This is a genomic window from Pseudomonas sp. RW409 (assembly GCF_003184125.1).
GTDB lineage: Bacteria > Pseudomonadota > Gammaproteobacteria > Pseudomonadales > Pseudomonadaceae > Aquipseudomonas > Aquipseudomonas chlororaphis_I.
In genome coordinates this window covers 542,859-568,644 of record NZ_QHHP01000004.1, presented here as the reverse complement: position 1 = coordinate 568,644, position 25,786 = coordinate 542,859, and the positions used below count along the sequence as shown (strand labels likewise).

27 protein-coding genes are annotated in these 25,786 nt (G+C 61.1%); 15 read left to right on the top strand and 12 right to left on the bottom strand.

Annotation, left to right across the window (positions count from 1 at the left end; translation table 11 throughout):
- Nucleotides 1-103 precede the first annotated feature (103 nt).
- The 4 genes from groL to DK261_RS05200 all read right to left on the bottom strand — a co-directional run bounded on the left by groL (nt 104) and on the right by DK261_RS05200 (nt 3,618).
- Complete coding sequence (groL, locus tag DK261_RS05220; protein ID WP_009050539.1) at nt 104-1,747, bottom strand: chaperonin GroEL; 1,644 nt, start codon at nt 1,745-1,747, stop codon at nt 104-106.
- Nucleotides 1,748-1,796: 49 nt separating this feature from the next.
- Nucleotides 1,797-2,090, bottom strand: a complete 294-nt coding sequence (locus tag DK261_RS05215; protein ID WP_009050540.1) for a co-chaperone GroES — start codon at nt 2,088-2,090, stop codon at nt 1,797-1,799.
- Nucleotides 2,091-2,343: 253 nt separating this feature from the next.
- A complete protein-coding gene (locus DK261_RS05205) occupies nt 2,344-2,820 on the bottom strand; it encodes an FxsA family protein (protein ID WP_110175355.1) in 477 nt (158 codons plus the stop codon).
- Between the two features lie 66 nt (nt 2,821-2,886).
- Complete coding sequence (locus tag DK261_RS05200) at nt 2,887-3,618, bottom strand: HugZ family protein (RefSeq protein WP_038576278.1); 732 nt, start codon at nt 3,616-3,618, stop codon at nt 2,887-2,889.
- Nucleotides 3,619-3,780: 162 nt separating this feature from the next.
- Between DK261_RS05200 and DK261_RS05195 the strand changes: the two genes are divergently transcribed.
- Nucleotides 3,781-4,539 carry an SDR family oxidoreductase gene (locus tag DK261_RS05195; protein WP_038576275.1) on the top strand — a complete coding sequence of 253 codons (759 nt, stop codon included), beginning with the start codon at nt 3,781-3,783 and terminating at the stop codon, nt 4,537-4,539.
- 70 nt (nt 4,540-4,609) lie between these two features.
- On the opposite strand, the gene apbC is transcribed toward DK261_RS05195, so the two are convergent.
- Entirely contained in the window at nt 4,610-5,704 is a 1,095-nt protein-coding gene (apbC, locus tag DK261_RS05190) for an iron-sulfur cluster carrier protein ApbC (RefSeq protein WP_038634766.1), read from the bottom strand.
- 195 nt (nt 5,705-5,899) lie between these two features.
- Between apbC and metG the strand changes: the two genes are divergently transcribed.
- From metG to DK261_RS05150, 8 genes are all read left to right on the top strand, one after another.
- Complete coding sequence (gene metG, locus DK261_RS05185) at nt 5,900-7,951, top strand: methionine--tRNA ligase (RefSeq protein ID WP_009050544.1); 2,052 nt, start codon at nt 5,900-5,902, stop codon at nt 7,949-7,951.
- A gap of 132 nt (nt 7,952-8,083) precedes the next feature.
- Nucleotides 8,084-8,671, top strand: coding sequence for an Rnf-Nqr domain containing protein (locus DK261_RS05180; RefSeq protein WP_053269804.1), 588 nt, complete (start codon nt 8,084-8,086; stop codon nt 8,669-8,671).
- Nucleotides 8,668-9,888, top strand: a complete 1,221-nt coding sequence (gene rsxB / locus DK261_RS05175) for an electron transport complex subunit RsxB (protein WP_028683274.1) — start codon at nt 8,668-8,670, stop codon at nt 9,886-9,888. Before DK261_RS05180 ends, rsxB begins: the two co-directional genes overlap by 4 nt.
- Nucleotides 9,875-10,870: an RnfABCDGE type electron transport complex subunit D gene (locus tag DK261_RS05170; protein WP_028683275.1), complete on the top strand. Its 996-nt coding sequence runs from the start codon at nt 9,875-9,877 to the stop codon at nt 10,868-10,870. Before rsxB ends, DK261_RS05170 begins: the two co-directional genes overlap by 14 nt.
- Nucleotides 10,867-11,478: an RnfABCDGE type electron transport complex subunit G gene (locus DK261_RS05165; protein WP_009050548.1), complete on the top strand. Its 612-nt coding sequence runs from the start codon at nt 10,867-10,869 to the stop codon at nt 11,476-11,478. The genes DK261_RS05170 and DK261_RS05165 overlap by 4 nt, the downstream gene beginning before the upstream one ends.
- On the top strand, nt 11,471-12,067 hold the full coding sequence (locus tag DK261_RS05160) for an Rnf-Nqr domain containing protein (RefSeq protein ID WP_110175354.1): 597 nt from the start codon (nt 11,471-11,473) through the stop codon (nt 12,065-12,067). The genes DK261_RS05165 and DK261_RS05160 overlap by 8 nt, the downstream gene beginning before the upstream one ends.
- A gap of 7 nt (nt 12,068-12,074) precedes the next feature.
- Complete coding sequence (nth, locus tag DK261_RS05155; RefSeq protein ID WP_007922445.1) at nt 12,075-12,713, top strand: endonuclease III; 639 nt, start codon at nt 12,075-12,077, stop codon at nt 12,711-12,713.
- Nucleotides 12,714-12,820: 107 nt separating this feature from the next.
- Nucleotides 12,821-13,000, top strand: a complete 180-nt coding sequence (locus DK261_RS05150) for a PA3496 family putative envelope integrity protein (RefSeq protein WP_007922443.1) — start codon at nt 12,821-12,823, stop codon at nt 12,998-13,000.
- Nucleotides 13,001-13,165: 165 nt separating this feature from the next.
- Here the strand turns inward: DK261_RS05150 and DK261_RS05145 are convergent, their stop codons facing one another.
- The 3 genes from DK261_RS05145 to DK261_RS05135 all read right to left on the bottom strand — a co-directional run bounded on the left by DK261_RS05145 (nt 13,166) and on the right by DK261_RS05135 (nt 16,397).
- A complete protein-coding gene (locus DK261_RS05145) occupies nt 13,166-13,792 on the bottom strand; it encodes a response regulator transcription factor (RefSeq protein ID WP_007922442.1) in 627 nt (208 codons plus the stop codon).
- A gap of 349 nt (nt 13,793-14,141) precedes the next feature.
- Nucleotides 14,142-15,359: an argininosuccinate synthase gene (locus tag DK261_RS05140; RefSeq protein ID WP_009050550.1), complete on the bottom strand. Its 1,218-nt coding sequence runs from the start codon at nt 15,357-15,359 to the stop codon at nt 14,142-14,144.
- A gap of 129 nt (nt 15,360-15,488) precedes the next feature.
- Nucleotides 15,489-16,397: an OmpA family protein gene (locus tag DK261_RS05135; protein ID WP_009050551.1), complete on the bottom strand. Its 909-nt coding sequence runs from the start codon at nt 16,395-16,397 to the stop codon at nt 15,489-15,491.
- 156 nt (nt 16,398-16,553) lie between these two features.
- On the opposite strand from DK261_RS05135, the gene pyrC reads away from it, so the two are divergent.
- Complete coding sequence (gene pyrC, locus DK261_RS05130; protein WP_038576260.1) at nt 16,554-17,600, top strand: dihydroorotase; 1,047 nt, start codon at nt 16,554-16,556, stop codon at nt 17,598-17,600.
- The gene (rnt, locus tag DK261_RS05125) at nt 17,597-18,271 is read left to right on the top strand and encodes a ribonuclease T (RefSeq protein ID WP_009050553.1); all 675 of its coding nucleotides are present in this window, start codon (nt 17,597-17,599) and stop codon (nt 18,269-18,271) included. Before pyrC ends, rnt begins: the two co-directional genes overlap by 4 nt.
- Nucleotides 18,272-18,341: 70 nt before the next feature.
- Here rnt and DK261_RS05120 read toward each other — a convergent pair whose 3' ends face one another.
- On the bottom strand, nt 18,342-18,944 hold the full coding sequence (locus DK261_RS05120) for a peroxiredoxin (RefSeq protein WP_007922432.1): 603 nt from the start codon (nt 18,942-18,944) through the stop codon (nt 18,342-18,344).
- A gap of 326 nt (nt 18,945-19,270) precedes the next feature.
- On the opposite strand from DK261_RS05120, the gene DK261_RS05115 reads away from it, so the two are divergent.
- Complete coding sequence (locus DK261_RS05115; RefSeq protein ID WP_016703434.1) at nt 19,271-19,489, top strand: bacterioferritin-associated ferredoxin; 219 nt, start codon at nt 19,271-19,273, stop codon at nt 19,487-19,489.
- A gap of 201 nt (nt 19,490-19,690) precedes the next feature.
- Nucleotides 19,691-20,164, top strand: a complete 474-nt coding sequence (gene bfr / locus DK261_RS05110) for a bacterioferritin (protein ID WP_009050554.1) — start codon at nt 19,691-19,693, stop codon at nt 20,162-20,164.
- A gap of 121 nt (nt 20,165-20,285) precedes the next feature.
- Here bfr and grxD read toward each other — a convergent pair whose 3' ends face one another.
- The 3 genes from grxD to DK261_RS05095 form a co-directional block, all read right to left on the bottom strand.
- Nucleotides 20,286-20,624: a Grx4 family monothiol glutaredoxin gene (gene grxD, locus DK261_RS05105; RefSeq protein WP_007922425.1), complete on the bottom strand. Its 339-nt coding sequence runs from the start codon at nt 20,622-20,624 to the stop codon at nt 20,286-20,288.
- A 96-nt stretch (nt 20,625-20,720) separates the two neighbouring features.
- Nucleotides 20,721-22,829, bottom strand: a complete 2,109-nt coding sequence (locus DK261_RS05100; RefSeq protein ID WP_110175353.1) for a molybdopterin oxidoreductase family protein — start codon at nt 22,827-22,829, stop codon at nt 20,721-20,723.
- A gap of 126 nt (nt 22,830-22,955) precedes the next feature.
- On the bottom strand, nt 22,956-23,246 hold the full coding sequence (locus tag DK261_RS05095) for a hypothetical protein (protein ID WP_016703436.1): 291 nt from the start codon (nt 23,244-23,246) through the stop codon (nt 22,956-22,958).
- Between the two features lie 508 nt (nt 23,247-23,754).
- On the opposite strand from DK261_RS05095, the gene argF reads away from it, so the two are divergent.
- Complete coding sequence (argF, locus tag DK261_RS05090; RefSeq protein WP_009050558.1) at nt 23,755-24,675, top strand: ornithine carbamoyltransferase; 921 nt, start codon at nt 23,755-23,757, stop codon at nt 24,673-24,675.
- Nucleotides 24,672-25,781: an ABC transporter ATP-binding protein gene (locus tag DK261_RS05085; protein ID WP_009050559.1), complete on the top strand. Its 1,110-nt coding sequence runs from the start codon at nt 24,672-24,674 to the stop codon at nt 25,779-25,781. Before argF ends, DK261_RS05085 begins: the two co-directional genes overlap by 4 nt.
- Nucleotides 25,782-25,786 lie beyond the last annotated feature (5 nt).

The window sequence follows — 25,786 nt, the reverse complement described above, 5'->3', positions numbered from 1 at the left end:
GCTTGCTCGCGATAACAAGCGCACCGGCAGCAAAATATCCCGCCCATAAAAAAGCCCCGCCGGCTTTCGCCGGCGGGGCTTTTTCGTACGGGGTAAGGCTGGCTTACATCATGCCGCCCATGCCACCCATGCCGCCCATGTCTGGCATGCCGCCAGCTGCAGGCTTGTCTTCAGCGATTTCAGCAACAGCCGCTTCGGTGGTCAGGATCAGACCGCCGATGGAGGATGCCGCTTGCAGCGCCGAACGGGTCACCTTGGTTGGGTCCAGGATGCCCATTTCGATCATGTCGCCGTATTCGCTGGTAGCAGCGTTGTAACCGTAGTTACCCGAACCCTGCTTGACCTTGTCGACCACTACGCTTGGCTCGTCGCCGGAGTTGGCAACGATCTGGCGCAGAGGCGCTTCGACAGCGCGACGCAGAACAGCGATACCCACGTCCTGGTCAGCGTTGTCGCCTTTCAGGCCGCTGATCGATTGCAGAGCACGGATCAGGGCTACGCCACCGCCAGGCACCACGCCTTCTTCAACGGCTGCACGGGTAGCGTGCAGGGCGTCTTCAACGCGGGCTTTCTTCTCTTTCATTTCAACTTCGGAACCGGCGCCAACCTTGATCACCGCAACGCCGCCGGACAGCTTGGCCAGACGCTCTTGCAGTTTTTCACGGTCGTAGTCGGACGAAGTGTCGGCCACTTGTTGACGGATCTGGGTCACACGAGCCTGGATATCCGCTTCAACGCCAGCACCGTCGATGATGGTGGTGTTTTCTTTGGACAGGATCACGCGCTTGGCGTTACCCAGGTGCTCCAGGGTGGTGCTTTCCAGGCTCAGGCCGATCTCTTCGGAGATAACGGTACCGCCGGTCAGGACGGCGATGTCCTGCAGCATGGCCTTGCGACGGTCGCCGAAGCCTGGTGCCTTGACGGCAGCGACTTTGACGATGCCACGCATGTTGTTCACAACCAGAGTCGCCAGGGCTTCGCCTTCAACGTCTTCAGCCACGATCAGCAGTGGGCGGCCGGCTTTGGCAACGGCTTCCAGCACTGGCAGCATTTCGCGGATGTTGGAGATCTTCTTGTCCACCAGCAGGATCAGCGGGCCGTCCAGCTCGGCGACCATGGTGTCCGGCTTGTTGATGAAGTAAGGGGACAGGTAGCCACGGTCGAACTGCATGCCTTCAACGACAGACAGTTCGTTTTCCAGGCCCGAGCCTTCTTCAACGGTGATCACGCCTTCTTTACCGACTTTTTCCATGGCTTCGGCAATGATGTCGCCGATGGAGTTGTCGGAGTTGGCGGAGATGGTGCCGACCTGAGCGATCGCCTTGGAATCGGCGCATGGCTTGGACAGACCTTTGAGCTCTTTGACGATGGCGATGGTCGCCTTGTCGATGCCGCGCTTCAGGTCCATCGGGTTCATGCCGGCAGCGACGGCTTTCAGGCCTTCGTTGACGATCGACTGAGCCAGTACGGTAGCGGTGGTGGTACCGTCGCCGGCGTCATCGTTGGCACGGGAAGCAACGTCTTTTACCAGCTGCGCGCCCATGTTTTCGAAGCGATCTTTCAGCTCGATTTCCTTGGCGACGGAAACGCCATCCTTGGTGATGGTCGGAGCGCCGAAGCTCTTCTCGATGATCACGTTACGGCCTTTCGGGCCCAGGGTCGCTTTTACCGCGTCAGCCAGGACGTTAACGCCGGTGAGCATTTTCTTGCGGGCGGAGTCGCCGAATTTAACTTCTTTAGCAGCCATGATCGATATTCCTTAAATACTTTGTAGTAACGGGAAAATGAGCGGGTAATCAGCCTTCGATAACGGCGAGAATTTCGTTCTCAGCCATTACCAGCAGGTCTTCGCCGTCTACTTTCACAGTGTTGCTGCCGGAGTAAGGGCCGAACACAACCTTGTCACCCACTTTCACGGCCAGCGCACGTACTTCACCGTTGTCGAGGATACGACCGGTACCTACAGCGACGATTTCGCCACGGTTAGGTTTTTCAGCGGCCGAACCTGGCAGAACGATACCGCCAGCGGTTTTCGATTCTTCTTCGCTGCGACGGATGACGACGCGGTCATGCAGAGGACGAAGCTTCATTGTCGATCTCTCCTAATTATGGTTTTCAGCGGCCGGTGTCGTTACCGGCGGGTTAACAAATCCGGCGTGGCCGGTTGCGGCTCGACGAGCGAGACGCGGAAGTCTGTCTGGTGTTGCCACCAGAAACCTTGCGGTGACCGATACATGTGGGCGCATATGCTTATTACAAGGGCTGCCCAGTGAAATTTTTTAGATTTTCAGTCGGGCAAAACGAACACGGCACCCGAAGGTGCCGTGTCGATCATTGAGAGACTCAGGAATCGCGGTGCTCGAACTCGCCTTCGATCACATTCGGCTCGCGGCCCAGAGGGCGCTGCGGCGCGGGTCCGCCACGGGCGGCCTGCATATTGTCGGCAAAGGCACGCTGACGAATGGCCTGTTCTTCGGCACGCTGGCGCATCTTGTTGGCCAGCAGGCGACGGGTGATCGGCAACAGCATGAACAGGCCGAATACGTCACTGATGAAGCCAGGCAGGATCAACAGGCCGCCCGCCAGGGCCAGCATCAGGCCTTCGAGCATGGTCTGGGCCGGCAGCTCGCCGCGGTTCAGGCTTTCACGGGCACGCAATGCCGTGGCCAGCCCCGCGACGCGCAGGACCAGCACACCCAGCATCGAGCCCAGGATGATCAGCAGCAACGCCGGGAAAAACCCGATCGCACCGCTGACTTTGACGAATACGAACAGCTCTAGCACCGGGAACAGCAGAAAGAGCAACAGAAAAGGGCGCATCAAATGGTTTCCTCTACGGAAGAATGCCTTCCAGTAGACCCTAGATGACGTCGGCAATTCGTGAATTCAAGCCTCGGCCCCGGCATTTTTCGGCCATTGCTCGGCGTGAGCCAGAAAAACCAAGGCCTCGCGCACTTGTGTCGGCGTATTACAAGGGTTGGGGAATGGCAGCCAGTACAACCCCTGGCCGATCCGCAGGTGCATGCCTTCGGTATCGATGCCGGCCAGTTGTGCCGCAGCGGTTTTCGGCAACCCGGCCAGGTCGACGTAATGGGCAATCGCCTTGGCGTGATCGCTGTTCATGTGTTCGACCATGCTCAGCTCGGCCTTGCCGGCAAATGGGTTGGCCAGCGTTACCTGGTCGATCCAGTGGATCGCGCCAAAGCCGCCGATGTAGCGGTGACGCACCGGCTTGAGCAGCCAGAAATCGAAATCGTGGGCCTTGTGATAGTTCTGCGACTCCGGGAAATACCGGTAGTAGCGTTCGGCGGCCGCCTCGATCGCCGCGGCGTCCTCGAGCTTTTCGGCTTCGGCCAGATAAGTCAGGCGTCCCACCGCCTGGACGTCCTCGGCGTCGCGCTCGCCCACCAGCAGCGAACACTTGGGATCCTTCTGCAGGTTATGGGTGTGCTGGGCAATGCGGCTGATCAGGATCAGTGGCCGCCCCTGCTCGTCCAGGCAATAAGGAACCACCGAGCCAAAGGGAAAACCCGGCATGGCCTTGGAGTGCGTCGACAGCACGCCACGGTATTCCTTGAGCAGTAATTCTCGTGCATGCTTTGCAGCTTCAACGCTCAATTTATGACTCCTTATATAGAATCCGTCTAAAACGGACGGGCGTCTGGAGCAAAGTTCCAGCGACGCCATCGGGGCAATTCTCAATCTGCAGCAGGCCATGCCCGACGCACAAGAGAGGCGCCTTAAAGGACACCACTCCAGTTCTGCTTTCGGAGCATGCGAATGCAACTCAATGACAAAGTAATCATTATCACCGGCGGTTGCCAGGGTCTGGGCCGCTCCATGGCGGAGTATTTCGCCAGCAAAGGCGCCAGGCTGGCGCTGGTCGACCTGAACCAGGAAAAGCTCGACCAAGCCGTTGCCGCCTGCCAGGCCGCGGGAGTCGAGGCCCGCGCCTACCTGTGCAACGTCGCCAATGAAGAGCAGGTGGAACACATGGTCGCCCAGGTCGCCGCAGACTTCGGCGCCATTCACGGCCTGATCAATAACGCCGGCATCCTGCGCGACGGCCTGCTGCTCAAGGTCAAGGACGGCGAGATGACCAAGATGAGCCTGGCCCAGTGGCAGTCGGTGATCGACGTCAACCTTACCGGCGTGTTCCTCTGCACCCGCGAAGTCGCGGCGAAGATGATCGAGCTGAAAACCAGCGGCGCGATCATCAATATTTCCTCGATCTCCCGTGCCGGCAATATCGGCCAGACCAACTACTCCGCCGCCAAGGCCGGGGTCGCCGCGGCGACCGTGACCTGGGCCAAGGAGCTGGCGCGCTACGGCATTCGCGTGGCCGGCATCGCACCGGGCTTCATCGAAACCGAAATGACCCTGGGCATGAAACCCGAAGCCCTGGAGAAAATGACCTCCGGCATCCCGCTCAAGCGCATGGGCAAGCCGGAAGAAATCGCTCACTCGGCGGCCTATATCTTCGAGAACGACTACTACACCGGTCGGATCCTCGAGCTGGACGGCGGCCTGCGGGTCTGAACCCCGCCTATGAAACACCCATAAAAAAGCCCGGTGCACTGCACCGGGCTTTTTTGTTGGCCCAACCGGCTCAGTCATCGCTGACGGTAATGTTCGGCATTGCCGGCGCCGCGGCTTCCTGCAGCACGATACGCGCGCCGACATGGCGGGCCAGTTCCTGGTAGACCATGGCGATCTGGCTTTCCGGCTCGGCGATCACGGTCGGCTTGCCACCATCGGCCTGCTCGCGAATCAGCATCGACAGCGGGAGCGAGGCCAGCAGTTCGACGCCGTACTGGGTCGCCAGCTTCTCGCCACCGCCTTCGCCAAACAGGTGCTCGGCGTGGCCGCAGTTGGAGCAGATGTGCACCGCCATGTTTTCCACCACGCCCAGCACCGGGATGTTGACCTTGCGGAACATCTCCACGCCCTTGCGCGCGTCCAGCAGCGCCAGGTCCTGCGGGGTAGTAACAATGACCGCGCCGGCCACCGGGACTTTCTGTGCCAGGGTCAGCTGGATATCGCCGGTGCCCGGCGGCATGTCGATCACCAGGTAGTCCAGGTCGCCCCAGGCGGTCTGGGTCACCAGTTGCAGCAGGGCGCCGGAGACCATCGGCCCGCGCCAGACCATCGGCGTGTTGTCATCGGTCAGGAAGGCCATGGACATGACCTCGACCCCGTGGGACTTGATCGGCACGAACCACTTCTGGTCCTTGACCTGCGGCCGGGTACCCTCGGCGATGCCGAACATGATGCCCTGGCTCGGGCCATAGATGTCGGCATCGAGGATCCCTACCTTGGCGCCTTCGCGGGCCAACGCCAGAGCCAGGTTGGCCGCGGTGGTGGACTTGCCCACGCCGCCCTTGCCGGACGCCACCGCCACCACGTTCTTGACGTTGGCCAGGCCCGGAACCTGCGCCTGGGCCTTGTGCGCGGCAATCACGCTGGTGACATTGACGCGAGCGACGACCACGCCGTCCATGTTCTCGATGGCCAGCTTCAGCAACTGGGCCCAGCCGCTCTTGAACAGACCGGCGGCATAACCAATCTCCAGTTCGACACGCACCTCGTCGCCCTGGATGTCGATGGAACGGACACAACCGGCGCTGACCGGGTCCTGGTTCAGGTAGGGGTCGGTGTATTGGCGAAGAACGGCTTCCACCGCTGCGCGATTGACGGCGCTCATGGGCAACTCCGATAACAAGACGGGAAAATCAGGCGGCTATCCTACCTGTTCCGTGGCGCGGGCGGGATGCCAAAGCATCATATAGCACGTCCGCTGATGGCTAGGACGGCCGTGGAAAACCGGGCTCACGGGGTGAAATATATTTCTCGGCGCTTTATAGTGGCCGACCTCCGTTTCATCAAGTAGCCGAGCCCCATGTCCGAGCCACGCAAGATCCTCGTCACCAGCGCCCTGCCCTATGCCAATGGTTCGATCCACCTCGGCCATATGCTGGAATATATCCAGACCGATATGTGGGTGCGCTTCCAGAAGCACCGCGGCAACCAATGTATCTATGTCTGCGCCGACGACGCTCACGGCTCGGCCATCATGCTGCGCGCGGAAAAGGAAGGCATCACCCCGGAACAACTGATCGCCAACGTCCAGGCTGAACACAGCGCCGACTTTGCCGACTTCCTGGTGGACTTCGACAACTTCCACTCGACCCACGCCGAAGAAAACCGTGAGTTGTCGAGCCAGATCTACCTGAAGCTGCGCGACGCCGGGCACATCGCCACGCGCTCGATCACTCAGTATTTCGACCCGGAAAAACAAATGTTCCTGGCCGACCGCTTCATCAAGGGCACCTGCCCGAAATGCGGCACCGAGGACCAGTACGGCGACAACTGCGAAAAATGCGGCGCCACCTACGCGCCGACCGACCTGAAGGATCCGAAGTCGGCGATTTCCGGCGCCACCCCGGTGCTCAAGGATTCCCAGCACTTCTTCTTCAAGCTGCCGGACTTCCAGCAGATGCTGCAGGAGTGGACCCGCAGCGGCACCCTGCAGGACGCCGTGGCGAACAAGATCGCCGAATGGCTGGATGTCGGCCTACAGCAGTGGGACATCTCCCGCGACGCGCCGTATTTCGGCTTCGAGATCCCGGACGAGCCGGGCAAGTACTTCTACGTCTGGCTGGACGCGCCGATCGGCTACATGGCCAGCTTCAAGAACCTGTGCAACCGCACGCCGGAGCTGGACTTCGACGCGTTCTGGGGCAAGGACTCGACGGCCGAGCTGTACCACTTCATCGGCAAGGACATCGTCAACTTCCACGCGCTGTTCTGGCCAGCCATGCTCGAAGGTGCCGGCTACCGCAAGCCGACCGGCATCAACGTGCACGGCTACCTGACCGTCAACGGCCAGAAGATGTCCAAGTCCCGCGGCACCTTCATCAAGGCTCGGACCTACCTCGACCACCTGTCGCCGGAATACCTGCGCTACTACTACGCGGCCAAGCTGGGCCGTGGCGTCGACGACCTGGACCTGAACCTCGAAGACTTCGTGCAGAAGGTCAACTCCGACCTGGTGGGCAAGGTGGTGAACATCGCCAGCCGTTGCGCCGGCTTCATCCACAAAGGCAACGCCGGTGTGCTGGTGGACCAGAACGCCGCGCCGGAGCTGACCGACGCCTTCCTCGCAGCCGCGCCAAGCATCGCCGACGCCTACGAGGCCCGCGACTTCGCCCGCGCCATGCGTGAAACCATGGCCCTGGCCGACCGCGCCAACGCCTGGATCGCCGACAAGGCGCCATGGTCGTTGAACAAGCAGGAAGGCAAGCAGGACGAGGTCCAGGCCATCTGTGCCACCGGCGTCAATCTGTTCCGCCAGCTGGTGATCTTCCTCAAGCCGGTGCTGCCGCTGCTGGCCGCCGACGCCGAGGCGTTCCTCAACGTCGCCCCGCTGACCTGGAACGACCACCAGAGCCTGCTGAGCAACCATCAGTTGAACGAATTCAAGCCGCTGATGACGCGGATCGACCCAGTGAAAGTACAAGCCATGACCGACGCCTCGAAAGAAGACCTGACCGCCAGCCAGACCGATACCGGTGAAACCAAGCCTGCGGGCAACGGCGAGCTGGCCAAGGATCCGCTGTCGCCGGAAATCGACTTCGACACTTTCGCCGCCGTCGACCTGCGCGTGGCCCTGATCGTCAAGGCCGAGCACGTGGAAGGCGCCGACAAGCTGCTGCGCCTGACCCTGGATATCGGTGACGAGCAACGCAATGTGTTCTCCGGCATCAAGAGCGCCTACCCGGATCCGTCCAAGCTCGACGGGCGCCTGACCATGATGATCGCCAACCTCAAGCCACGGAAAATGAAATTCGGCATTTCCGAAGGCATGGTGATGGCGGCCGGCCCTGGCGGCGAAGAGATCTACCTGCTGAGCCCGGACAGCGGCGCCAAGCCGGGTCAGCGGATCAAGTAAATCCGCCCGCGGGATCGATCCCCCCGTCGCGCCGCTGCGTGGCGGGGGGATTTTCATATCTGGATGGGCCTGCGCCCTTGCCGGATAATTGCCTAGTCTTCAGGTATCCGCCCGCCCTCACCGGCCACGAACATGACCGAGATTGTCCTCACGCTCATCAGCGCTGCCCTGATCAACAACTTCGTGTTGCAGTGGCCGCTGGGCGTCGATCCGCTATTGCAGGCCAGTGCCGAGCCGCAGGTGGCACGGCGGCGGATCCATGCCCTGGGGATCGCCACCAGTTGCCTGATGCTGCTCTGCAGCCTGCTGGGCTATGGGCTCTATCAGGTGCTGCTGGTGCCGCTGGGCCTGACCGCGCTGCAACTGTTCGTGTTCCTGCCGCTAGGCGTGCTGCTGATCGCCCCGCTGCTCAAGCTGCTGACCCGGATGCTGCCCGGGCTGCCGTTCGACGGCCTCTGGCCGCTGCTGCTGGGCAATGCCGGCGTGCTCGGCGCGTTGCTGCTGGCGGTCCAGGCCAATCGGGGAATCGGTCATAGCCTCGCCCTGGGCCTGGGCGCGGGCCTCGGTTTCTGGCTGGTGCTGAGCCTGTTCAGCGACCTGCGCCAGCGCATTCTCAACAACGATGTGCCCCTGCCCTTTCGCGGTCTGCCGATCGACCTGATCAGCGCCGGCCTGATGGCCGTGGCATTTCTCGGTTTCAACGGACTGCTCAACCCATGAGTCTGATTCAACGCATCGACGCCCTGCTGCCGCAGACCCAATGCGGCAAGTGCGGCCATCCCGGATGCAAGCCCTACGCCGAAGGCATCGCCAACGGCGAGGCGATCAACAAGTGCCCGCCCGGTGGCGACGAAACCATCGCCGGCCTGGCCAGGTTGCTGAATGTCCCGGTCGTGGAACTGGACATCAGCCGCGGCCCGGCGCCGGCCCAGGTGGCCTTTATCCGCGAAGCCGAATGCATCGGCTGCACCAAGTGCATCCAGGCCTGCCCGGTGGATGCCATAGTCGGCGCGGCCAAGCAGATGCACACGGTGCTGATCGACGAATGCACCGGCTGCGATCTCTGTGTGGCACCGTGCCCGGTGGACTGCATCGAGATGCACCCGCTGCCGCTGAATGATGTATTGCCGATCGTCGGTGGCCTGGCCACCAGCCTCGAAGAACTGCGCGCCCGGACCGCCAAACGCGATCACGCGCGCCAGCGCTTCGAGCGCCGCAATGCCCGGCTGCAACGCGAAGAACAGCACAAGCAGGCCGAACGTGCCGCCCGCGCGCAACGTGCCGCGCAGCCCAGCGAAACCACCCTCAACCCGGTGCAGGCGGCTATCGAGCGGGTACGCGCGCAAAAGGCGGCGGCCGCCGATGCCGCAGTGAAAAAAGCCAAGATCGATCTGGCGATGAGCCGGGCCCAGCTGAACAAATCGCTGAAAGCCTTCGGCCATCCGCCGACCTTCGAGCAACAGTCGCAACTGATCGTCCTGCAGCGCCAGTTCGAGGCCGCCGAGCAAGCCCTCGCCCAACTCGAAAGCGCTGCCGAAAGCACTGTTGAAACCGTAGCGTCGTCGCCCCCCGCCAAAGACGCCGAACTCAAGCGCGCAAAAATCCAGCTGGCGATGCGCCGCGCCGAACTGAAAAAGGCCCAGGACAACCAGGCGCCTGCCGAACAGCTGGCCAGCCTGGAGCAGGCACTGAAAGACGCAGAACAGGCCTTGCACGCGGCCGAAGAAGCCAGCGGAAAACCGGCCCCCAATCTGGTACGGGTCGAGAAGCGCCCGATCGACGCCCGCCTGCGGCAACTGAAAACCGAACTGGCTTACGCTCGAGCAGAAGTCAGCAAACTGGAACGCCACGGCGACACCCCGCCGCCACTATTGGCCAAGGCCCGCGAGCGGCTGGCCGAAGCCGAGCGCCAGGTACAAGCCCATGACGCCCCTTGAGCAACCGGACGAACGCCTGCAACAAGCCATGAAGCGTGTGCTGGTGGCGACCCTGCCGGGGCTGCTGGCGCTGTTCTGGCTGTTTGGCTGGGGAATTCTGATCAACCTGCTGCTGGCCTGTGCCACCGCCCTTGCCGTCGAAGCCGCGGTACTCCGATTGCGCCAGTGGCCGTTGCGCCCCTTTCTTGGCGACGGTAGCGCCCTGGTCAGTGCCACCCTGCTGGCCCTGGCCTTGCCGCCGTACTGCCCGTGGTGGCTGACGGTCAGTGCGACGGCCTGCGCCCTGCTGTTCGGCAAGCACCTGTATGGCGGCGTCGGCAAGAATCCGTTCAACCCGGCGATGCTCGGTTATGCCCTGGTACTCGTCTCTTTCCCGCAGCAGATGACTCATTGGCCGGCCTCCCATGGCCTGGACCTGCTGGGCGGCCTGCAGCAGGTCTTCGGCATAGCCTCCGACAGCAGCGCACCCGATGCCTGGGCCCAGGCCACGGCACTCGACAGCCTGCGCATCAACAAGAGCCTGACCATCGACGAACTGTTCGCCGGCAACGCCGCCTTCGGCCATTTCGGCGGCAAGGGCGTGGAATGGGTCAACCTGGCCTTTCTCGCCGGTGGCGCCTTTTTACTGCAGCAACGGGTGTTCAGCTGGCACGCACCGGCCGGCATGCTCGGCAGCCTGTTCGTCATCAGCCTGCTGTGCTGGAACGGCTCCGGATCGGACTCCCACGGCTCGCCGTTCTTCCACCTGCTGACCGGCGCGACCATGCTGGGCGCCTTTTTCATCGTCACCGAGCCAGTCTCCGGGCCCAAGAGCGCAAAGGCACGCCTGTTGTTCGGGGTCGGGGTCGGGCTGCTGACCTACCTGATCCGGACCTGGGGCGGTTACCCGGACGGCGTTGCCTTCGCGGTACTGCTGATGAACCTCGCCGTCCCTGCCCTGGAGCGCCTGGCTGCTCCGCCTCCCGAGCCTTCCCTGCCATGAACCGCGCGATGAGTCTGGGGGTGCTGGCATTGCTGGCGGCTGTCGGTGCCGCCGGCACTTTCTTCGTCCATCAGGCCACCGCCCCCCGCATCGAACGCGAACAACGCGCCATCCAGGCACGCAACCTGCTGGATATCCTGCCCGCCGACAGCTACGACAATCAGCCGCTGGATCAGCCCCTGGCCGTCGATAACATCCCACTCAGCCACAGCACCCTGATCGGCGGTTATCGCGCCACTCGCAACAGCCAGCCCAGCGCCGTGCTGCTGCGCAGCCAGGTCAGCGGTTATGGCGGCCCGATCGAGTTGCTGATCGGTATCGCCGCCAACGGCAAACTGCTGGGCAGCAAGGCCCTCAGGCACTCGGAAACGCCCGGGCTGGGCGCGCGTATCGCCGAACGCCCGAATGCCTGGCTGCAGGGTTTTATCGGCAAATCCGTGGGCGATCCGGGCGATGCCGGCTGGGCGCTGAAAAAGGACAATGGCCAATTCGACCAGATGGCCGGAGCCACCATCACCTCACGGGCGGTGGTCGAGGGGATTCACGATAGCCTGCGTTACTTCGACGAGCATCGCGAACAACTGCTGGGAAGTCCCGCCCATGAATAAATCCTCGACCCTGCAGAACGCCCTGATGCTGGCGCCGCTGATCGGTGCCAGCGACTCCCTGGTCAAGGCCCTGGGCCTGGCCCTGGTGTTTCTCTGCGTGAGCGGCGTGTTCGGCCTGTGCATGAATGCCCTGCGCCCACGCCTGGCTGGTCAGGGCGGCCTGGGCGCCAGTATCCTGCTCAGCACCACCCTCACCAGTTGTGCCATGCTGGCCGCGCAGGCCTGGGCATTCGAACTGCAACAACAGTTGGCCCTTTACCTGGGCCTGATTGCCGTGCAATGCGTCGTGCTGGAGTACCAGGATTTTTTCCAGCGCCCCGTGCGCGTGCGTTTTGCCGGCCTGTTCTGCCTGCTGCTGGTTATCCTGGGCGCGCTGCGCGAAGCCTTCGGCAGTGGCACCCTCGGCAATCATCTGCAATGGCTGCTGGGGATGAACGACGTCGACTGGCCAGGCTGGGTTCTGTCCGCCCAGGGCGGCCTGCACCTGCTTACACTCGCACCTGGCGGTTTTATCCTGCTGGGGCTGCTGCTGGCCGCCCGGCAGGCCTGGGCTGCTGCGACCTCACACCGATCGCCTTCAAGGAAATGACTCACCCATGAATGCCGCAAAACGCCTGGAAATTTTCCGCAGGCTGCACGAAGACAATCCGGAACCGAAAACCGAACTGGCCTATTCGTCGCCCTTCGAGCTGCTGATTGCTGTGATCCTCTCGGCCCAGTCCACCGATGTCGGTGTCAACAAGGCGACGGCCAAGCTCTTCCCCGTGGCCAATACGCCGGCCGCCATCTATGCCCTTGGCGTCGAAGGCCTGTCCGAGTACATCAAGACCATCGGCCTGTACAACAGCAAGGCCAAAAACGTGATCGAGACCTGCCGCCTGCTGGTGGAACGGCACAACAGCGAAGTCCCGCAGACCCGGGAGGAGCTCGAAGCCCTGCCAGGCGTCGGCAGGAAGACCGCCAACGTGGTACTCAATACCGCCTTTCGCCAACTGACCATGGCCGTCGATACGCACATCTTCCGGGTCAGCAACCGCACAGGGCTGGCCCCCGGGAAGAATGTCGTGGAAGTCGAGAAAAAGCTGATGAAGTTCGTGCCCAAGGAGTATCTCCTCGACTCCCATCACTGGCTGATCCTCCATGGCCGCTACGTGTGCCTGGCCCGTAAGCCACGCTGTGGAAGCTGCCGGATCGAGGACCTGTGCGAATACAAGCACAAGACCTCTGACGATTGAGCAATCATTGATTTTGATGATAGGTCGATTGAAAAAATCTTTTTTACCAGTCCCGAGAATATCGATATAAGGAGCGCCAATGGCAGTCTTAGCCTGGAGTTAACCTTATGAGTACTGGTAAAGAACAACTGGACGTAGAAGACGATTTCACCCCTGTTGAAACAGAAGATGCGGAGCCTGTGGTAGAGGTGGCCAAGACCAACTTGAGCAAACGCCGGACCATCGACAACCTTCTGGAAGAGCGGCGCTTGCAAAAGCAACTGGCCGATTACGACTTTGATCTTTAGTAACAAAAAGCCTCCTTTTACGGAGGCTTTTTTGTTACACCAGCTAACACTCCAAATCGGTTTCTCAAACCAGGCCATGCGCGGCTGATGGATCCAAGATCGTCGACAGACCGGCAAGCCCACAACGCAATGAAGGCTCGCATGCCTTGTTGCAGCCCTCAACCTTCATACCAGCTGATGGCGCTTGGCAAACTCGATCAGGTCCACCAGCGAGCGGGCGTTGAGTTTCCCCAACAGCCGCCTTTTGTAGGTGCTCACCGTTTTGCTGCTCAGGCACAGGCCCTCGGCAATCTCCTTGTTGGTCTGCCCTCCGGCAAGCTGCTTCAGGACCATCAGCTCCCGCCCGGACAGGCTGGACAACATCCCCTCCTCGCTGGCGATACCCAGGCTCGAGCGCAGGGTATGCAAGGCTTCGTTGGGAAAATAACTGTAGCCAGCCAGGACTGCCCTGACGGCGCTGATCAATTCAGTGATGTCCTGCTGCTTGCACACATAACCGGCCGCGCCGGCCTGCATGCAACGCATGGAGAACGGGCCAGGTACTTGCAGGCTCAATACCAGCACTTTGGTCGACATGGCTTTTGACGAAAGTCTGGCGATAACTTCCAGGCCATCGAGTTTGGGAATACCAATATCAAGAATAAGGATGTCTGGAACATGTTCATAAGACAGTTTCAGGGCATCCATGCCATTGTCCGCCTCGGCAACTACTTCAAAACCGTGCCGCTCCATCAGCATGCGCACAGCCAGCCGAGTAACGGGATGATCATCTACGATCAAAACTTTCTTCATGGGTAAGTCCAGAGTCCGCTATTGGTTTTTCAAGCAAACACCATAACCCAGTCATTTGGCCCGTGGCATGGCCACGCCCCGAGCCAGCATCTCCCCGAGAAGTTCCTTACAAACAATACGGATTTGCCCTACAAGGAAAAATTGAACGTCGCCCGCTATATATAACCACTCCTGACTTTCCTACACTTCGTATTGAAAAGAACAGACTGAAAGATAGTCGAGCCCCATTGAAACAATGGCCAGTGGAAACTTTAGTCATGGTCTTCGGACACCCGCCTGATCGATTAAATCATCAGGCATAAAAAAGCCCCGCTCATGGCGGGGCTTTTTTAAAACGGCTCAAAAAGTATCAGAACAGAGTCCGACCCTTGTTGGCCGCAATACGCATGCGCAGGGCATTGAGCTTGATGAAGCCAGCCGCATCCGCCTGGTTGTAGGCGCCGCCGTCTTCTTCGAAGGTCGCGATGTTGGCATCGAACAGCGACTCATCGGACTTGCGACCGGTGACGATCACATTGCCCTTGTACAGCTTCAGGCGAACCACGCCGTTCACATGAACCTGGGAAGCGTCGATCATCTGTTGCAGCATCAGACGCTCAGGACTCCACCAGTAGCCGGTGTAGATCAGGCTGGCGTACTTGGGCATCAGCTCGTCTTTCAGGTGAGCCACTTCGCGATCCAGGGTGATCGACTCGATCGCCCGGTGAGCGCGCAGCATGATGGTGCCGCCAGGGGTTTCGTAGCAGCCGCGGGACTTCATGCCGACATAGCGGTTTTCCACGATGTCCAGACGACCAATGCCGTTTTCGCCGCCGATGCGGTTCAGGGTCGCCAGCACGGTGGCCGGGGTCATCTCGACGCCGTCGATCGCCACGATGTCGCCGTTGCGGTAGGTCAGCTCGATGTAGGTTGGGGTGTTAGGAGCCTTCTCCGGGGAGACGGTCCAGCGCCACATGTCTTCTTCGTGCTCGGTCCAGGTGTCTTCCAGCACGCCGCCTTCATAGGAGATGTGCAGCAGGTTGGCATCCATCGAGTACGGGGACTTCTTCTTGCCGTGACGCTCGATCGGGATCGCGTGCTTCTCGGCATAGTCCATCAGCTTCTCGCGGGACAGCAGGTCCCACTCACGCCAAGGAGCGATCACTTTCACCCCTGGTTTCAAGGCGTAGGCGCCCAGTTCGAAACGAACCTGGTCGTTGCCCTTGCCGGTAGCGCCGTGGGAAATGGCGTCGGCGCCGGTTTCGTTGGCGATCTCGATCAGGCGCTTGGCGATCAACGGACGAGCGATGGAGGTACCCAGCAGGTACTCACCTTCGTAAACGGTGTTGGCGCGGAACATCGGGAAAACGAAATCGCGGACGAACTCTTCGCGCAGATCGTCGATGTAGATCTCTTTCACGCCCATGGCTTGCGCCTTGGCACGTGCAGGTTCGACCTCTTCGCCCTGACCCAGGTCAGCGGTGAACGTCACCACTTCACAGTTATAAGTATCCTGCAGCCACTTGAGGATCACCGAAGTGTCCAGGCCGCCGGAATACGCCAGAACGACCTTGTTTACGTCCGCCATGCCATCACTCCACGGGGTTCTACGGAAAGCCATCAAGTCTACCGATCAACGCGGATAATTTACAGAGGCGCGACAGCTTATGACGACGAAGCGACAGATTATGTCGAGTGCGCGACGACGACAGCCGTTTCAAGAAGTCGCCGCGGCGTTGGCGGGAGCAGCAGCCTGGGGTGCCGGTTTTTCCGCGACCGGGACGCGTTGCAGCTGTACGTTGACCCGACGGTTCTTCGCCCGGTTCGCCGCGTTGGTGTTGGGTGCCAATGGATAGCGTTCGCCGTGGAAACGCATCTCGATCTGCGATTCGGGAATGCCGTTGGCCTTGAAGAACTCCATCACCGCCAGCGCCCGGCGGCGCGACAGGTCACGGTTGGTCAAGCGGTTGCCGCTGTTGTCCGAGTGGCCGTCGAGCTGGATGTGATTGACCGTCGGATCGGCCTTGAGGAATTCCAGCATCACCTGCAACTTGGCCTTGGCCTTGGCATCCAGATCGATGCCGCCCCCAGGGAAGCCGACCTCGGATTGCCTGACCTGGTCGAAGTTCTGCGGCAGCAACTTGGCGACACAACGTTGGTAGTCGCCATACGCCTTGCTGAACTTGACCGGCAACAAGCGCACCTCGGACACCCCACCCTCGCGGGAGTAATGGCGAACCACCGGGCTGCGCCCATCCATCAATCCACCGATCAGTCGCCCGGCCTGCAGTTGCGAGCTGTTGAACAAGACATCGCCGCTGCCGAGCCGCACCGAACCCAGGTTGATGTCGCCGCGCCCCGGCTGCCACGGCGCGGCCGCTGCGAGTAGCGTCGCCGAACCGCCAGCGAGCATCGGGTTGTAGGCCTTGAGGCGGAAGGTCGCCTGCTCGCCGGCGCGACGCACGAACTCCCCGGAACCGAAATCGGTGATCGGCTGGCTCAGACGGCACTCGAATTTATCGCCTTCGACCGTCCACTCAATGCTCTCCAGACGGGTCTGGAAAGTCAGCGCCATCGCGGGAAGACTGGCGAACACACTGAGCAAGGCTAGATAACGCTGGCGCACGGGAGGCTCCACTGACTTGTACATCACGAAAATCGAAATGCCTGTTTACGGCATACCTTCGGGATATCGGAAGCTTCACGCAAAACTTGATAGCGAGTGCCTGGAAGAGTCTTTTCCGGTAGCATTCACTGGAGTTTGACCCGCCTGGAATCCCCAATGTCCGACCGCCTGACCCTGCTGCGTCCCGACGACTGGCATATTCATCTTCGCGATGGTGCCGTGTTGACCAATACTGTCGCGGATGTCGCGCGCACCTTTGGCCGCGCCATCATCATGCCTAACCTGGTACCTCCGGTGCGCAACGCCGCTGAAGCCGACGCCTATCGCCAGCGCATTCTCGCTGCGCGGCCGGCCGGCAGCCGCTTCGAGCCGCTGATGGTGCTCTACCTTACCGATCGCACCCAGCCCGAAGAAATTCGCGCGGCCAAGGCCAGTGGTTTCGTCCATGCCGCCAAGCTCTACCCGGCTGGCGCGACCACCAACTCGGACTCGGGCGTCACCAGCATCGACAAGATTTTCCCGGCGCTGGAGGCCATGGCCGAAGTCGGCCTACCGCTGCTGATCCACGGTGAAGTCACCCGCAGTGAGGTCGACGTGTTCGACCGCGAGAAGCTGTTCATCGACGAGCACATGCGCCGCGTCGTCGAGCGCTTCCCGACGCTCAAGGTGGTGTTCGAACACATCACCACCCGTGACGCCGTGCAGTTCGTCAACGAGGCCTCGGCCAACGTCGGCGCGACCATCACCGCCCATCACCTGCTGTACAACCGCAACCACATGCTGGTTGGCGGGATTCGCCCGCACTTCTATTGCCTGCCGATTCTCAAGCGCAACGTGCACCAGGAAGCGCTGCTCGACGCCGCCACCAGCGGCAGCCAGAAGTTCTTCCTCGGCACCGATTCCGCGCCCCACGCCCAGCACGCCAAAGAAGCGGCCTGCGGCTGTGCCGGCTGCTACACCGCCTATGCCGCGATCGAGCTGTACGCCGAGGCCTTCGAACAGCGCAATGCGCTGGACAAGCTGGAAGCCTTCGCCAGCCTCAACGGCCCGCGCTTCTACGGCCTGCCGGCCAACACCGATCGCATCACCCTGGTTCGTGAAGAATGGACCGCCCCTGCCAGCCTGCCGTTCGGCGAGCTGACCGTCATCCCGCTGCGCGCCGGTGAAAAACTGCGCTGGCGCCTGCTGGAGGAACACGCGTGAGTGAAGACCATTTCGACGACGAGCAGGACGGTCACAACGGTGGTGGCTCGCGTCATCCAATGGCGGCACGCTTTCGCGGTTACCTGCCGGTAGTCGTCGACGTTGAAACCGGTGGTTTCAACTCGGCCACCGACGCCTTGCTGGAAATTGCCGCGACCATCATCGGCATGGACGAAAAAGGCTTCGTGTTCCCCGAGCACACCCTGTTTTTCCGCGTAGAGCCTTTCGAAGGCGCCAACATCGAAGCCGCGGCGCTGGAGTTCACCGGGATCAAGCTCGACCATCCGCTGCGTATGGCCGTCAGTGAAGAAACCGCGCTGAACGATATCTTCCGCAGCGTGCGCAAGGCGCTGAAGGCCAACGGTTGCAAACGCGCGATCCTGGTCGGGCACAACAGCAGCTTCGACCTGGGCTTCCTCAACGCGGCTGTCGCGCGCCTGGACATGAAGCGCAACCCGTTTCATCCGTTCTCCAGCTTCGACACCGCGACGCTTGCCGGCCTGGCTTATGGCCAAACCGTGCTGGCCAAGGCGTGCCAGGCAGCCGACATCGACTTCGACGGCCGCGAGGCGCATTCCGCCCGCTACGACACCGAGAAGACTGCCGATCTGTTCTGCGGCATCGTCAATCGCTGGAAGGAAATGGGCGGCTGGGAAGACTTCAACGACTGATACCGTCGCTGATCGACCGCGCATAAAAAAACCGGCCCTGAGGCCGGTTTTTTTATGCGTGAAGCGCGGCTTACAGCTTGCCGGCGTTCTCGCTCAGGTAAGCGGCAACGCCTTCTGGCGAAGCGGTCATACCCTTGTCGCCCTTCTTCCAGTTGGCTGGGCAGACTTCGCCGTGCTCTTCGTGGAACTGCAGAGCGTCGACCAGACGGATCAGCTCTTCCATGTTACGGCCCAGCGGCAGGTCGTTGACGATCTGCGAACGAACGACGCCTTTGTCGTCGATCAGGAACGCGCCACGGAAAGCCACGCCGCCTTCGGACTCAACGTCGTAGGCCTTGGCGATGTCGTGCTTCATGTCAGCAGCCATGATGTACTGAACCTGACCGATGCCGCCGGCATTGATCGGGGTGTTGCGCCAGGCGTTGTGGGTGAAGTGCGAGTCGATCGAAACAGCGATCACTTCAACGTTGCGTGCCTTGAAGTCAGCCATGCGGTGGTCCAGAGCGATCAGCTCGGACGGGCAGACGAAGGTGAAGTCCAGCGGGTAGAAGAACACCAGGCCGTATTTGCCTTTGATGGCCGAGGACAGGGTGAAGCTGTCGACGATTTCGCCATTGCCGAGAACGGCGGGAACGGTGAAGTCAGGGGCTTGTTTGCCTACGAGTACGCTCATTGGATATCTCCTGGTGTGATCGAATGAAGAATGGGACCCAGTCTAGTGTGCCGCCGTCAAGCGACAACCCTGTGACTCGATCCCGCTTCGTAAGGACCGCACATCATACACCGCGTTTTTGAGCTGTCCTTAGTGGTTTTTCCATCCCCCGGGTTCAGGCAGCAAAAAAGCCGCCCTGCTGGATAGCTCATCGGCCGTGGTAGAAAAAACCGTTCGTCTGCCAGTCACGCATCTGGCAAAAAGCTCCAGGAAACCACTTTGACAATCATTCTCGTTAACATTAAGATCCGTCGCATTGAGCCATAACCAGCGACGGTTCTCACCTTATGTATGTCTGCCTCTGCACTGGCGTCACCGACGGACAAATCCGCGATGCAATCTACGACGGTTGCTGCAGCTATCGTGAAGTACGCCAAGCAACAGGCGTTGCCGGTCAATGTGGCAAATGCGCCTGCCTCGCCAAGCAGGTGGTACGTGAAACCCTGACCGAACTGCAAAGCAGCCAGCCAGCGATTCCTTACCCAGTAGAATTTAATGTTGCGTAATTAACGCCATTTAAAAGAGCCGGACTTCATGTCCGGCTTTTTTATGCCTGTAATTCAATCGCTTAGCGTCATAACGCGGAACACAAACATTCTTATTCCGATTAATTTTCATATATTATTCAATAACTTAGGTTTGACACTAATCATCGTGCGGCTCAGACTCTGCCTTATATACCGCTAATTACAGGGCAGGACCCCATCATGAAAGGCGACATCACAGTCATCCAGCATCTCAACAAGATCCTTGCCAATGAACTGGTCGCGATCAATCAGTACTTCCTGCATGCGCGCATGTATGAAGACTGGGGCCTGAACAAGCTGGGCAAGCACGAATACCACGAGTCCATCGACGAGATGAAGCATGCGGACAAGCTGATCAAGCGCATCCTCTTCCTCGAAGGCCTGCCGAACGTCCAGGACCTGGGCAAACTGCACATCGGCGAACACACCAAGGAAATGCTCGAATGCGACCTGCGCATCGAGCGCACCGGCCACGCCGACCTGAAAGCCGCCATCGCCCATTGCGAATCGGTCGGCGACTTCGGTAGCCGCGAACTGCTGGAAGACATCCTGGAATCGGAAGAAGAACATATCGACTGGCTGGAAACCCAACTGGGCCTGATCGATAAAGTCGGCCTGGAAAACTACCTGCAATCGCAGATGGGCGACGAGTAACTTCTCTCAAGGTTCAGCCCATAAAAAAGCCCCGCCTCTCTCACGAGGGCGGGGCTTTTTATTGCGTGGACAAATCCACACAACTTGCAGGAGCGAACGTGTCGCTCCTGCAAGGGACAAATCAGGCTTCGGTCTTGGCGGCAGCTTTTTCAGCGGCAGCCTTGATCAGGGTCTGCAACTCACCATTGGCGAACATCTCAGCCATGATGTCGCTGCCGCCGACCAGTTCGCCGGCCACCCACAGTTGCGGGAAAGTAGGCCAGTTGGCGTATTTAGGCAGGTTGGCGCGGATTTCCGGGTTCTGCAGGATGTCCACGTAAGCGAACTTCTCACCACAACCCATCACGGCCTGAGCGGCTTTCGCGGAGAAGCCACACTGCGGGGCATTCGGCGAGCCTTTCATGTAAAGCAGAATGGTGTTGTTGGCAATCTGCTCTTTAATAGTTTCGATGATATCCATGGAGCACCTCGGCTGAACTTTCCGACTCTGTTGTCGACACGGTGGCGCATTGTAACGGAAAGCCGAGCGCCATGCTCGGCCTCTCCGACAGACTCCTCAGGCCGCCTCCACCGTCACCGGCACGCCATTGAGCGCCGCATTGCCCGATAGCTCGTCCAGCTGACGCTCATCGGTCAGGTCATTGGCACTCGACCCCGGTTGCGCCATCGCGATGCTCATCTGTACGCCCGGCCGACCGTGCCCCCAGCCATGGGGCAGGCTGACCACCCCGGGCATCATCTCGCTGCTGGCCAGGACTTCCACCTCGATCGCCCCGACCCGCGAACTGACCCGCACACGCTGCCCGTCAGCCAGCCCCCTCCGGGCCAGATCATCGGGATTCATCAGCAACTGGTGCCGAGGCTTGCCCTTCACCAACCGATGGTAGTTGTGCATCCACGAATTATTGCTGCGCACATGGCGCCGGCCGATCATCACCAACTCATCGGCCGTCGGCGCCTGCAACGCGGCAAAGCGCTTGAGGTCTGCCATGATCGCCGCGGGAGCGGCCTGCACCCGGCGGCTCTCGGTTTTCAGGCGCGCCGCCAGGTTGGGCTTGAGCGGCCCCAGGTCGATTCCGTGGGGATGATTGGCCAGCGTCGCCAGCGACAGATTGAACTCGGACGTCTCGCCGTACCGTCCCGCTCGCAGCCCTCTATCGATCATCTGCGCCGGCGGCACGGTCGGCTTGAGCTCCTTGCCGGTCCGCGCGGCGAAGGCCCTGGCCAGGCCAACGAAGATTTCCCAGTCATGCAATGCCCCTTCCGGCTTGGGCAGGATCGCCTGGTTGAAGCGGCTGACATTGCGCACCGCGAACATATTGAACGTGGTGTCGTAGTGATCGTTCTCCAGGGCCGAAGTCGATGGCAGGATCAAGTCCGCGTAACGGGTGGTTTCGTTGATATACAGGTCGATGCTGACCATGAACTCCAGGCCATCCAGCGCTTGCTCCAGCTGCCGTCCGTTGGGGGTGGAGAGCACCGGATTGCCCGCCACCGTGATCAGCGCCCGCACCTGCCCCTCCCCTTTGGTCAGTATCTCCTCGGCCAGGGCCGAGACCGGCAACTCGCCGCCGTATTCAGGGCGTCCGGAAACCCGGCTTTGCCAGGCATTGAAGTGCCCACCCGAAGTCGCCGCCACCAGATCCACCGCCGGCTCGGTGCACAGGGCGCCGCCGACCCGGTCCAGGTTGCCGGTCACCAGGTTGAGCAGTTGCACCAGCCAATGACAGAGGGTGCCGAACGACTGGGTGGACACGCCCATCCGGCCATAACACACCGCCCTGTCCGCTGCGGCGAAGTCGCGCGCCAACTGGCGGATCTGCTGCGCCGGCACCGAACACAAAGGGCTCATGGCTTCGGCACTGAAACGGGAAATGGCCTCACGCACCTCGGCCAGGCCATCCACCGGCAGATGGCTGTCACGCGTCAGCCCTTCCGCGAAGATCGTCTGCAGCATGCCGAACAGCAGCGCCACATCCCCGCCAGGACGGACAAACACATGCTGGTCGGCCATGGCTGCCGTCTCGCTACGCCGCGGGTCGACCACCACCACTTTGCCGCCACGCGCCTGGATCGCCTTCAGGCGCTTCTCCACATCCGGCACGGTCATGATGCTGCCGTTGGACGCCAGCGGATTGCCGCCCAGGATCAGCATGAAGTCGGTGTTATCGATATCCGGGATCGGCAGTAACAGCCCGTGGCCGTACATCAGGTAACTGCTCAAGTGCTGCGGTAATTGGTCCACCGAGGTGGCGGAAAAGCGGTTCTGGGTTTTCAGCAGGCCGAGGAAATAGTTGCTGTGGGTCATCAACCCATAGTTGTGCACGCTGGGATTGCCCTGATAGACCGCCACCGCATTATTGCCGTGCCGCTCCTGGATCGCCGCCAGGCGCTCGGCCACCAGGTTGAAGGCCTCCTTCCACTCGATCGCCTGCCAATCGCTGCCGACCCTGCGCATGGGCTGACGCAGTCGATCCGGGTCGTTCTGGATGTCCTGCAGCGCCACTGCCTTGGGGCAGATATGGCCGCGGCTGAAACTGTCCTGGGCATCGCCCTTGATCGAGGTGATCTGCGGGCCGGCGCCGTCGACTTCGGTGGTTTCGATGGTCAAGCCGCAGATGGCTTCACACAGGTGGCAGGCACGGTGATGGAGAGTCTTGGTCATGGCCAGTCTCTATTTTATTCGGGGCGGCCAGCGTCAGGCCGCGGGAACAAAACTATGGTGCCAGACCGACATCAGCGCCAGGGACGTTCATCTTGTGAATCGGCAAGCATCAAGCCAGCCGATGGTTCAGTTGGAGGGCAGCCTCGGAGGGTCGTCCTGCCGGGCGATCGGCAGCATGCCGTCCAACGGTGCTTCGCTGCCCTGCCCGCTGAATTCGGCGAGCAATCGCCAGTGCTCATCGAGATGGCTGCTGATGGTCATCATGCGATCGATCATCTGTCGCGCGGCGTTGCGCGTCGTGCTGTCTTCGCTGCGCAGCAACTCGAAGGACATCGAGGTGATCGATGCCGTCAGGTCGGTCAGGGTTCGCGTCGTCAACCCCAACAGTGTCTTCAGTTGCTGTTCTTTCGAGTCCATTCCAAGCACTTCCCTGTTGCCGGTGCGCATTTATAACCCCAGCCCTTCACCTTAGGAAATATTTCTGGCCGATATCCCCTGCCGCGAGCCGTTCCATTTCCCGCCACGCTCAAAGTACCCAGGAGCCGAGCAGAGAAAAAACCAACCCGCGCCAGCCAGATGCCTGATAGCGGCATGGGCCACGCGTCGCGTTGCAAAGCGGTCGAGACGCAGTGTACAAATGCTGCTGCAGGCCTATGCAAAGTGGATCGACTCCACATCCGACTGGGCCCATCTGAACACGCTGGAAAACGTCACGAATGGCCCGTTTTTTTGACCCTGGCCACTCGCTGCACGTGGTGAAAGTCTTAGAAACCAAGCCTGCTATTGGTAAGACGCGACATTTAATTATAAGATCGCGCCTTCCCCTATTTCGTCGCCCCGTGCGGCTTTCGCCGCAGGTCTCGCCCGTTTCTCGATAAAACAAGGCTTTGAGTATCTGCGGTCTGTTGCAAAAAGGTAGTTAATGATGAGCGCAAGGCACTTTCTCTCCCTGATGGATTGCACGCCCGAAGAGCTGGTCAGCGTGATTCGTCGAGGCATCGAGCTGAAGGACCTGCGTAATCGCGGCGTACTCTTCGAGCCTCTGAAAAATCGCGTTCTCGGGATGATTTTCGAGAAGTCGTCTACCCGCACCCGCCTGTCCTTCGAAGCCGGCATGATCCAGCTCGGCGGCCAGGCAATCTTCCTGTCCCCGCGCGACACCCAGCTGGGTCGCGGCGAGCCGATCAGCGACTGCGCCATCGTCATGTCGCGCATGCTCGACGCGGTGATGATCCGTACCTTTGCCCACCGCACCCTGACCGAGTTTGCGGCCAACTCCCGCGTACCGGTGATCAACGGCCTGTCCGACGACCTGCACCCGTGCCAGTTGCTGGCCGACATGCAAACCTTCCTCGAACACCGCGGCTCGATCCAGGGCAAGACCGTGGCCTGGATCGGCGACGGCAACAACATGTGCAACAGCTATATAGAAGCGGCGATCCAGTTCGACTTCCAACTGCGCATCGCCTGCCCCGAAGGCTATGACCCCAACCCTGAATTCGTCGCCCGCGCCGGCGACCGGGTGAGCATCGTGCGCGATCCGAAAGACGCGGTGATCGGCGCCCATCTGGTAAGCACCGACGTCTGGACCTCCATGGGGCAGGAAGAAGAAACCGCCGAACGCCTCAAGCTGTTCGCACCGTTCCAGGTCAATCGCGCGCTGCTCGACCTGGCCGCCGCAGACGTGCTGTTCATGCACTGCCTGCCTGCCCACCGTGGCGAAGAAATCAGCCTCGACCTGCTGGACGATCCGCGTTCCGTGGCATGGGACCAGGCAGAAAACCGTCTCCACGCACAAAAGGCCCTGCTCGAGTTTCTGGTCGAGCCGGCGTACCACCACGCATGAGCCAGCCATTACTGCTTAACCTGCGCAATCTCGCCTGCGGCTACCAGGACCAACGGGTCGTGCAGAACCTCAACCTGCACCTCAACGCCGGCGATATCGGTTGCCTGCTCGGCTCCTCCGGCTGCGGCAAGACCACCACCCTGCGCGCGATTGCCGGTTTCGAGCCGGTGCACGAAGGTGAAATCCAGCTGGCCGGCGAAACCATCTCCAGCGCCGGCTTCACCCTGGCGCCGGAGCGCCGCCGGATAGGCATGGTGTTCCAGGACTACGCCCTGTTCCCGCACCTGAGCGTGGCGGACAACATTGCCTTCGGCATCCGCAAGCACCCGCAGAAGAACCGGGTGGTCGAGGAGCTGCTGGAACTGGTCAACCTGAAGAACCTCGGCAAGCGCTTCCCCCATGAGCTGTCCGGCGGCCAGCAACAACGCGTCGCACTGGCCCGGGCGCTGGCGCCGGAACCGCAGTTGCTGCTGCTCGACGAGCCCTTCTCCAACCTCGATGGCGAACTGCGGCGCAAGCTCAGCCACGAAGTGCGCGACATCCTCAAGGCGCGGGGCACCAGTGCGATCCTGGTGACCCACGACCAGGAAGAAGCCTTCGCCGTCAGCGATCACGTCGGGGTGTTCAAGGAAGGCCGCCTGGAGCAATGGGACACGCCGTACAACCTCTATCACGAACCGCTGACGCCGTTCGTGGCGAGCTTTATCGGCCAGGGTTATTTCATCCGTGGCCAGCTGGACAGCCCGGAATCGGTGCAGACCGAACTCGGCGTACTGCGCGGCAACCGTGCCTACACCTGGCCACCCGGCGGCGCGGTGGATGTGCTGCTACGCCCAGACGATATCGTTTATGCACCGGACAGCGCCCTCAAGGCGCGGATCGTCGGCAAGAGCTTCCAGGGCGCCTCGACCCTGTACCGCCTGCAACTGCCGACCGGCAGCCAGCTCGAGTCGATCTTCCCAAGCCACGCCGATCACCAGGTCGGTGCTGATGTGGGAATCCGCGTGGCCGCCGAACACCTGGTGCTGTTCCAGGCCTCCGGCAGCACCGCGGCGCAGCTGCCACAGTCTGAATCGGGCGTTCGTCGCTACAGCGGCGCCCACTGACAATC

Coding starts and splice junctions, on each gene's coding strand:
- groL (WP_009050539.1), bottom strand. CDS start 1,747: ATGGCTGCTAAAGAAGTTAAATTCGGCGACTCCGCCCGCAAGAAAATG.
- DK261_RS05215 (WP_009050540.1), bottom strand. CDS start 2,090: ATGAAGCTTCGTCCTCTGCATGACCGCGTCGTCATCCGTCGCAGCGAA.
- DK261_RS05205 (WP_110175355.1), bottom strand. CDS start 2,820: ATGCGCCCTTTTCTGTTGCTCTTTCTGCTGTTCCCGGTGCTAGAGCTG.
- DK261_RS05195 (WP_038576275.1), top strand. CDS start 3,781: ATGCAACTCAATGACAAAGTAATCATTATCACCGGCGGTTGCCAGGGT.
- apbC (WP_038634766.1), bottom strand. CDS start 5,704: ATGAGCGCCGTCAATCGCGCAGCGGTGGAAGCCGTTCTTCGCCAATAC.
- metG (WP_009050544.1), top strand. CDS start 5,900: ATGTCCGAGCCACGCAAGATCCTCGTCACCAGCGCCCTGCCCTATGCC.
- DK261_RS05180 (WP_053269804.1), top strand. CDS start 8,084: ATGACCGAGATTGTCCTCACGCTCATCAGCGCTGCCCTGATCAACAAC.
- rsxB (WP_028683274.1), top strand. CDS start 8,668: ATGAGTCTGATTCAACGCATCGACGCCCTGCTGCCGCAGACCCAATGC.
- DK261_RS05170 (WP_028683275.1), top strand. CDS start 9,875: ATGACGCCCCTTGAGCAACCGGACGAACGCCTGCAACAAGCCATGAAG.
- DK261_RS05165 (WP_009050548.1), top strand. CDS start 10,867: ATGAACCGCGCGATGAGTCTGGGGGTGCTGGCATTGCTGGCGGCTGTC.
- DK261_RS05160 (WP_110175354.1), top strand. CDS start 11,471: ATGAATAAATCCTCGACCCTGCAGAACGCCCTGATGCTGGCGCCGCTG.
- nth (WP_007922445.1), top strand. CDS start 12,075: ATGAATGCCGCAAAACGCCTGGAAATTTTCCGCAGGCTGCACGAAGAC.
- DK261_RS05150 (WP_007922443.1), top strand. CDS start 12,821: ATGAGTACTGGTAAAGAACAACTGGACGTAGAAGACGATTTCACCCCT.
- DK261_RS05145 (WP_007922442.1), bottom strand. CDS start 13,792: ATGAAGAAAGTTTTGATCGTAGATGATCATCCCGTTACTCGGCTGGCT.
- DK261_RS05140 (WP_009050550.1), bottom strand. CDS start 15,359: ATGGCGGACGTAAACAAGGTCGTTCTGGCGTATTCCGGCGGCCTGGAC.
- pyrC (WP_038576260.1), top strand. CDS start 16,554: ATGTCCGACCGCCTGACCCTGCTGCGTCCCGACGACTGGCATATTCAT.
- DK261_RS05120 (WP_007922432.1), bottom strand. CDS start 18,944: ATGAGCGTACTCGTAGGCAAACAAGCCCCTGACTTCACCGTTCCCGCC.
- DK261_RS05115 (WP_016703434.1), top strand. CDS start 19,271: ATGTATGTCTGCCTCTGCACTGGCGTCACCGACGGACAAATCCGCGAT.
- bfr (WP_009050554.1), top strand. CDS start 19,691: ATGAAAGGCGACATCACAGTCATCCAGCATCTCAACAAGATCCTTGCC.
- grxD (WP_007922425.1), bottom strand. CDS start 20,624: ATGGATATCATCGAAACTATTAAAGAGCAGATTGCCAACAACACCATT.
- DK261_RS05100 (WP_110175353.1), bottom strand. CDS start 22,829: ATGACCAAGACTCTCCATCACCGTGCCTGCCACCTGTGTGAAGCCATC.
- DK261_RS05095 (WP_016703436.1), bottom strand. CDS start 23,246: ATGGACTCGAAAGAACAGCAACTGAAGACACTGTTGGGGTTGACGACG.
- argF (WP_009050558.1), top strand. CDS start 23,755: ATGAGCGCAAGGCACTTTCTCTCCCTGATGGATTGCACGCCCGAAGAG.
- DK261_RS05085 (WP_009050559.1), top strand. CDS start 24,672: ATGAGCCAGCCATTACTGCTTAACCTGCGCAATCTCGCCTGCGGCTAC.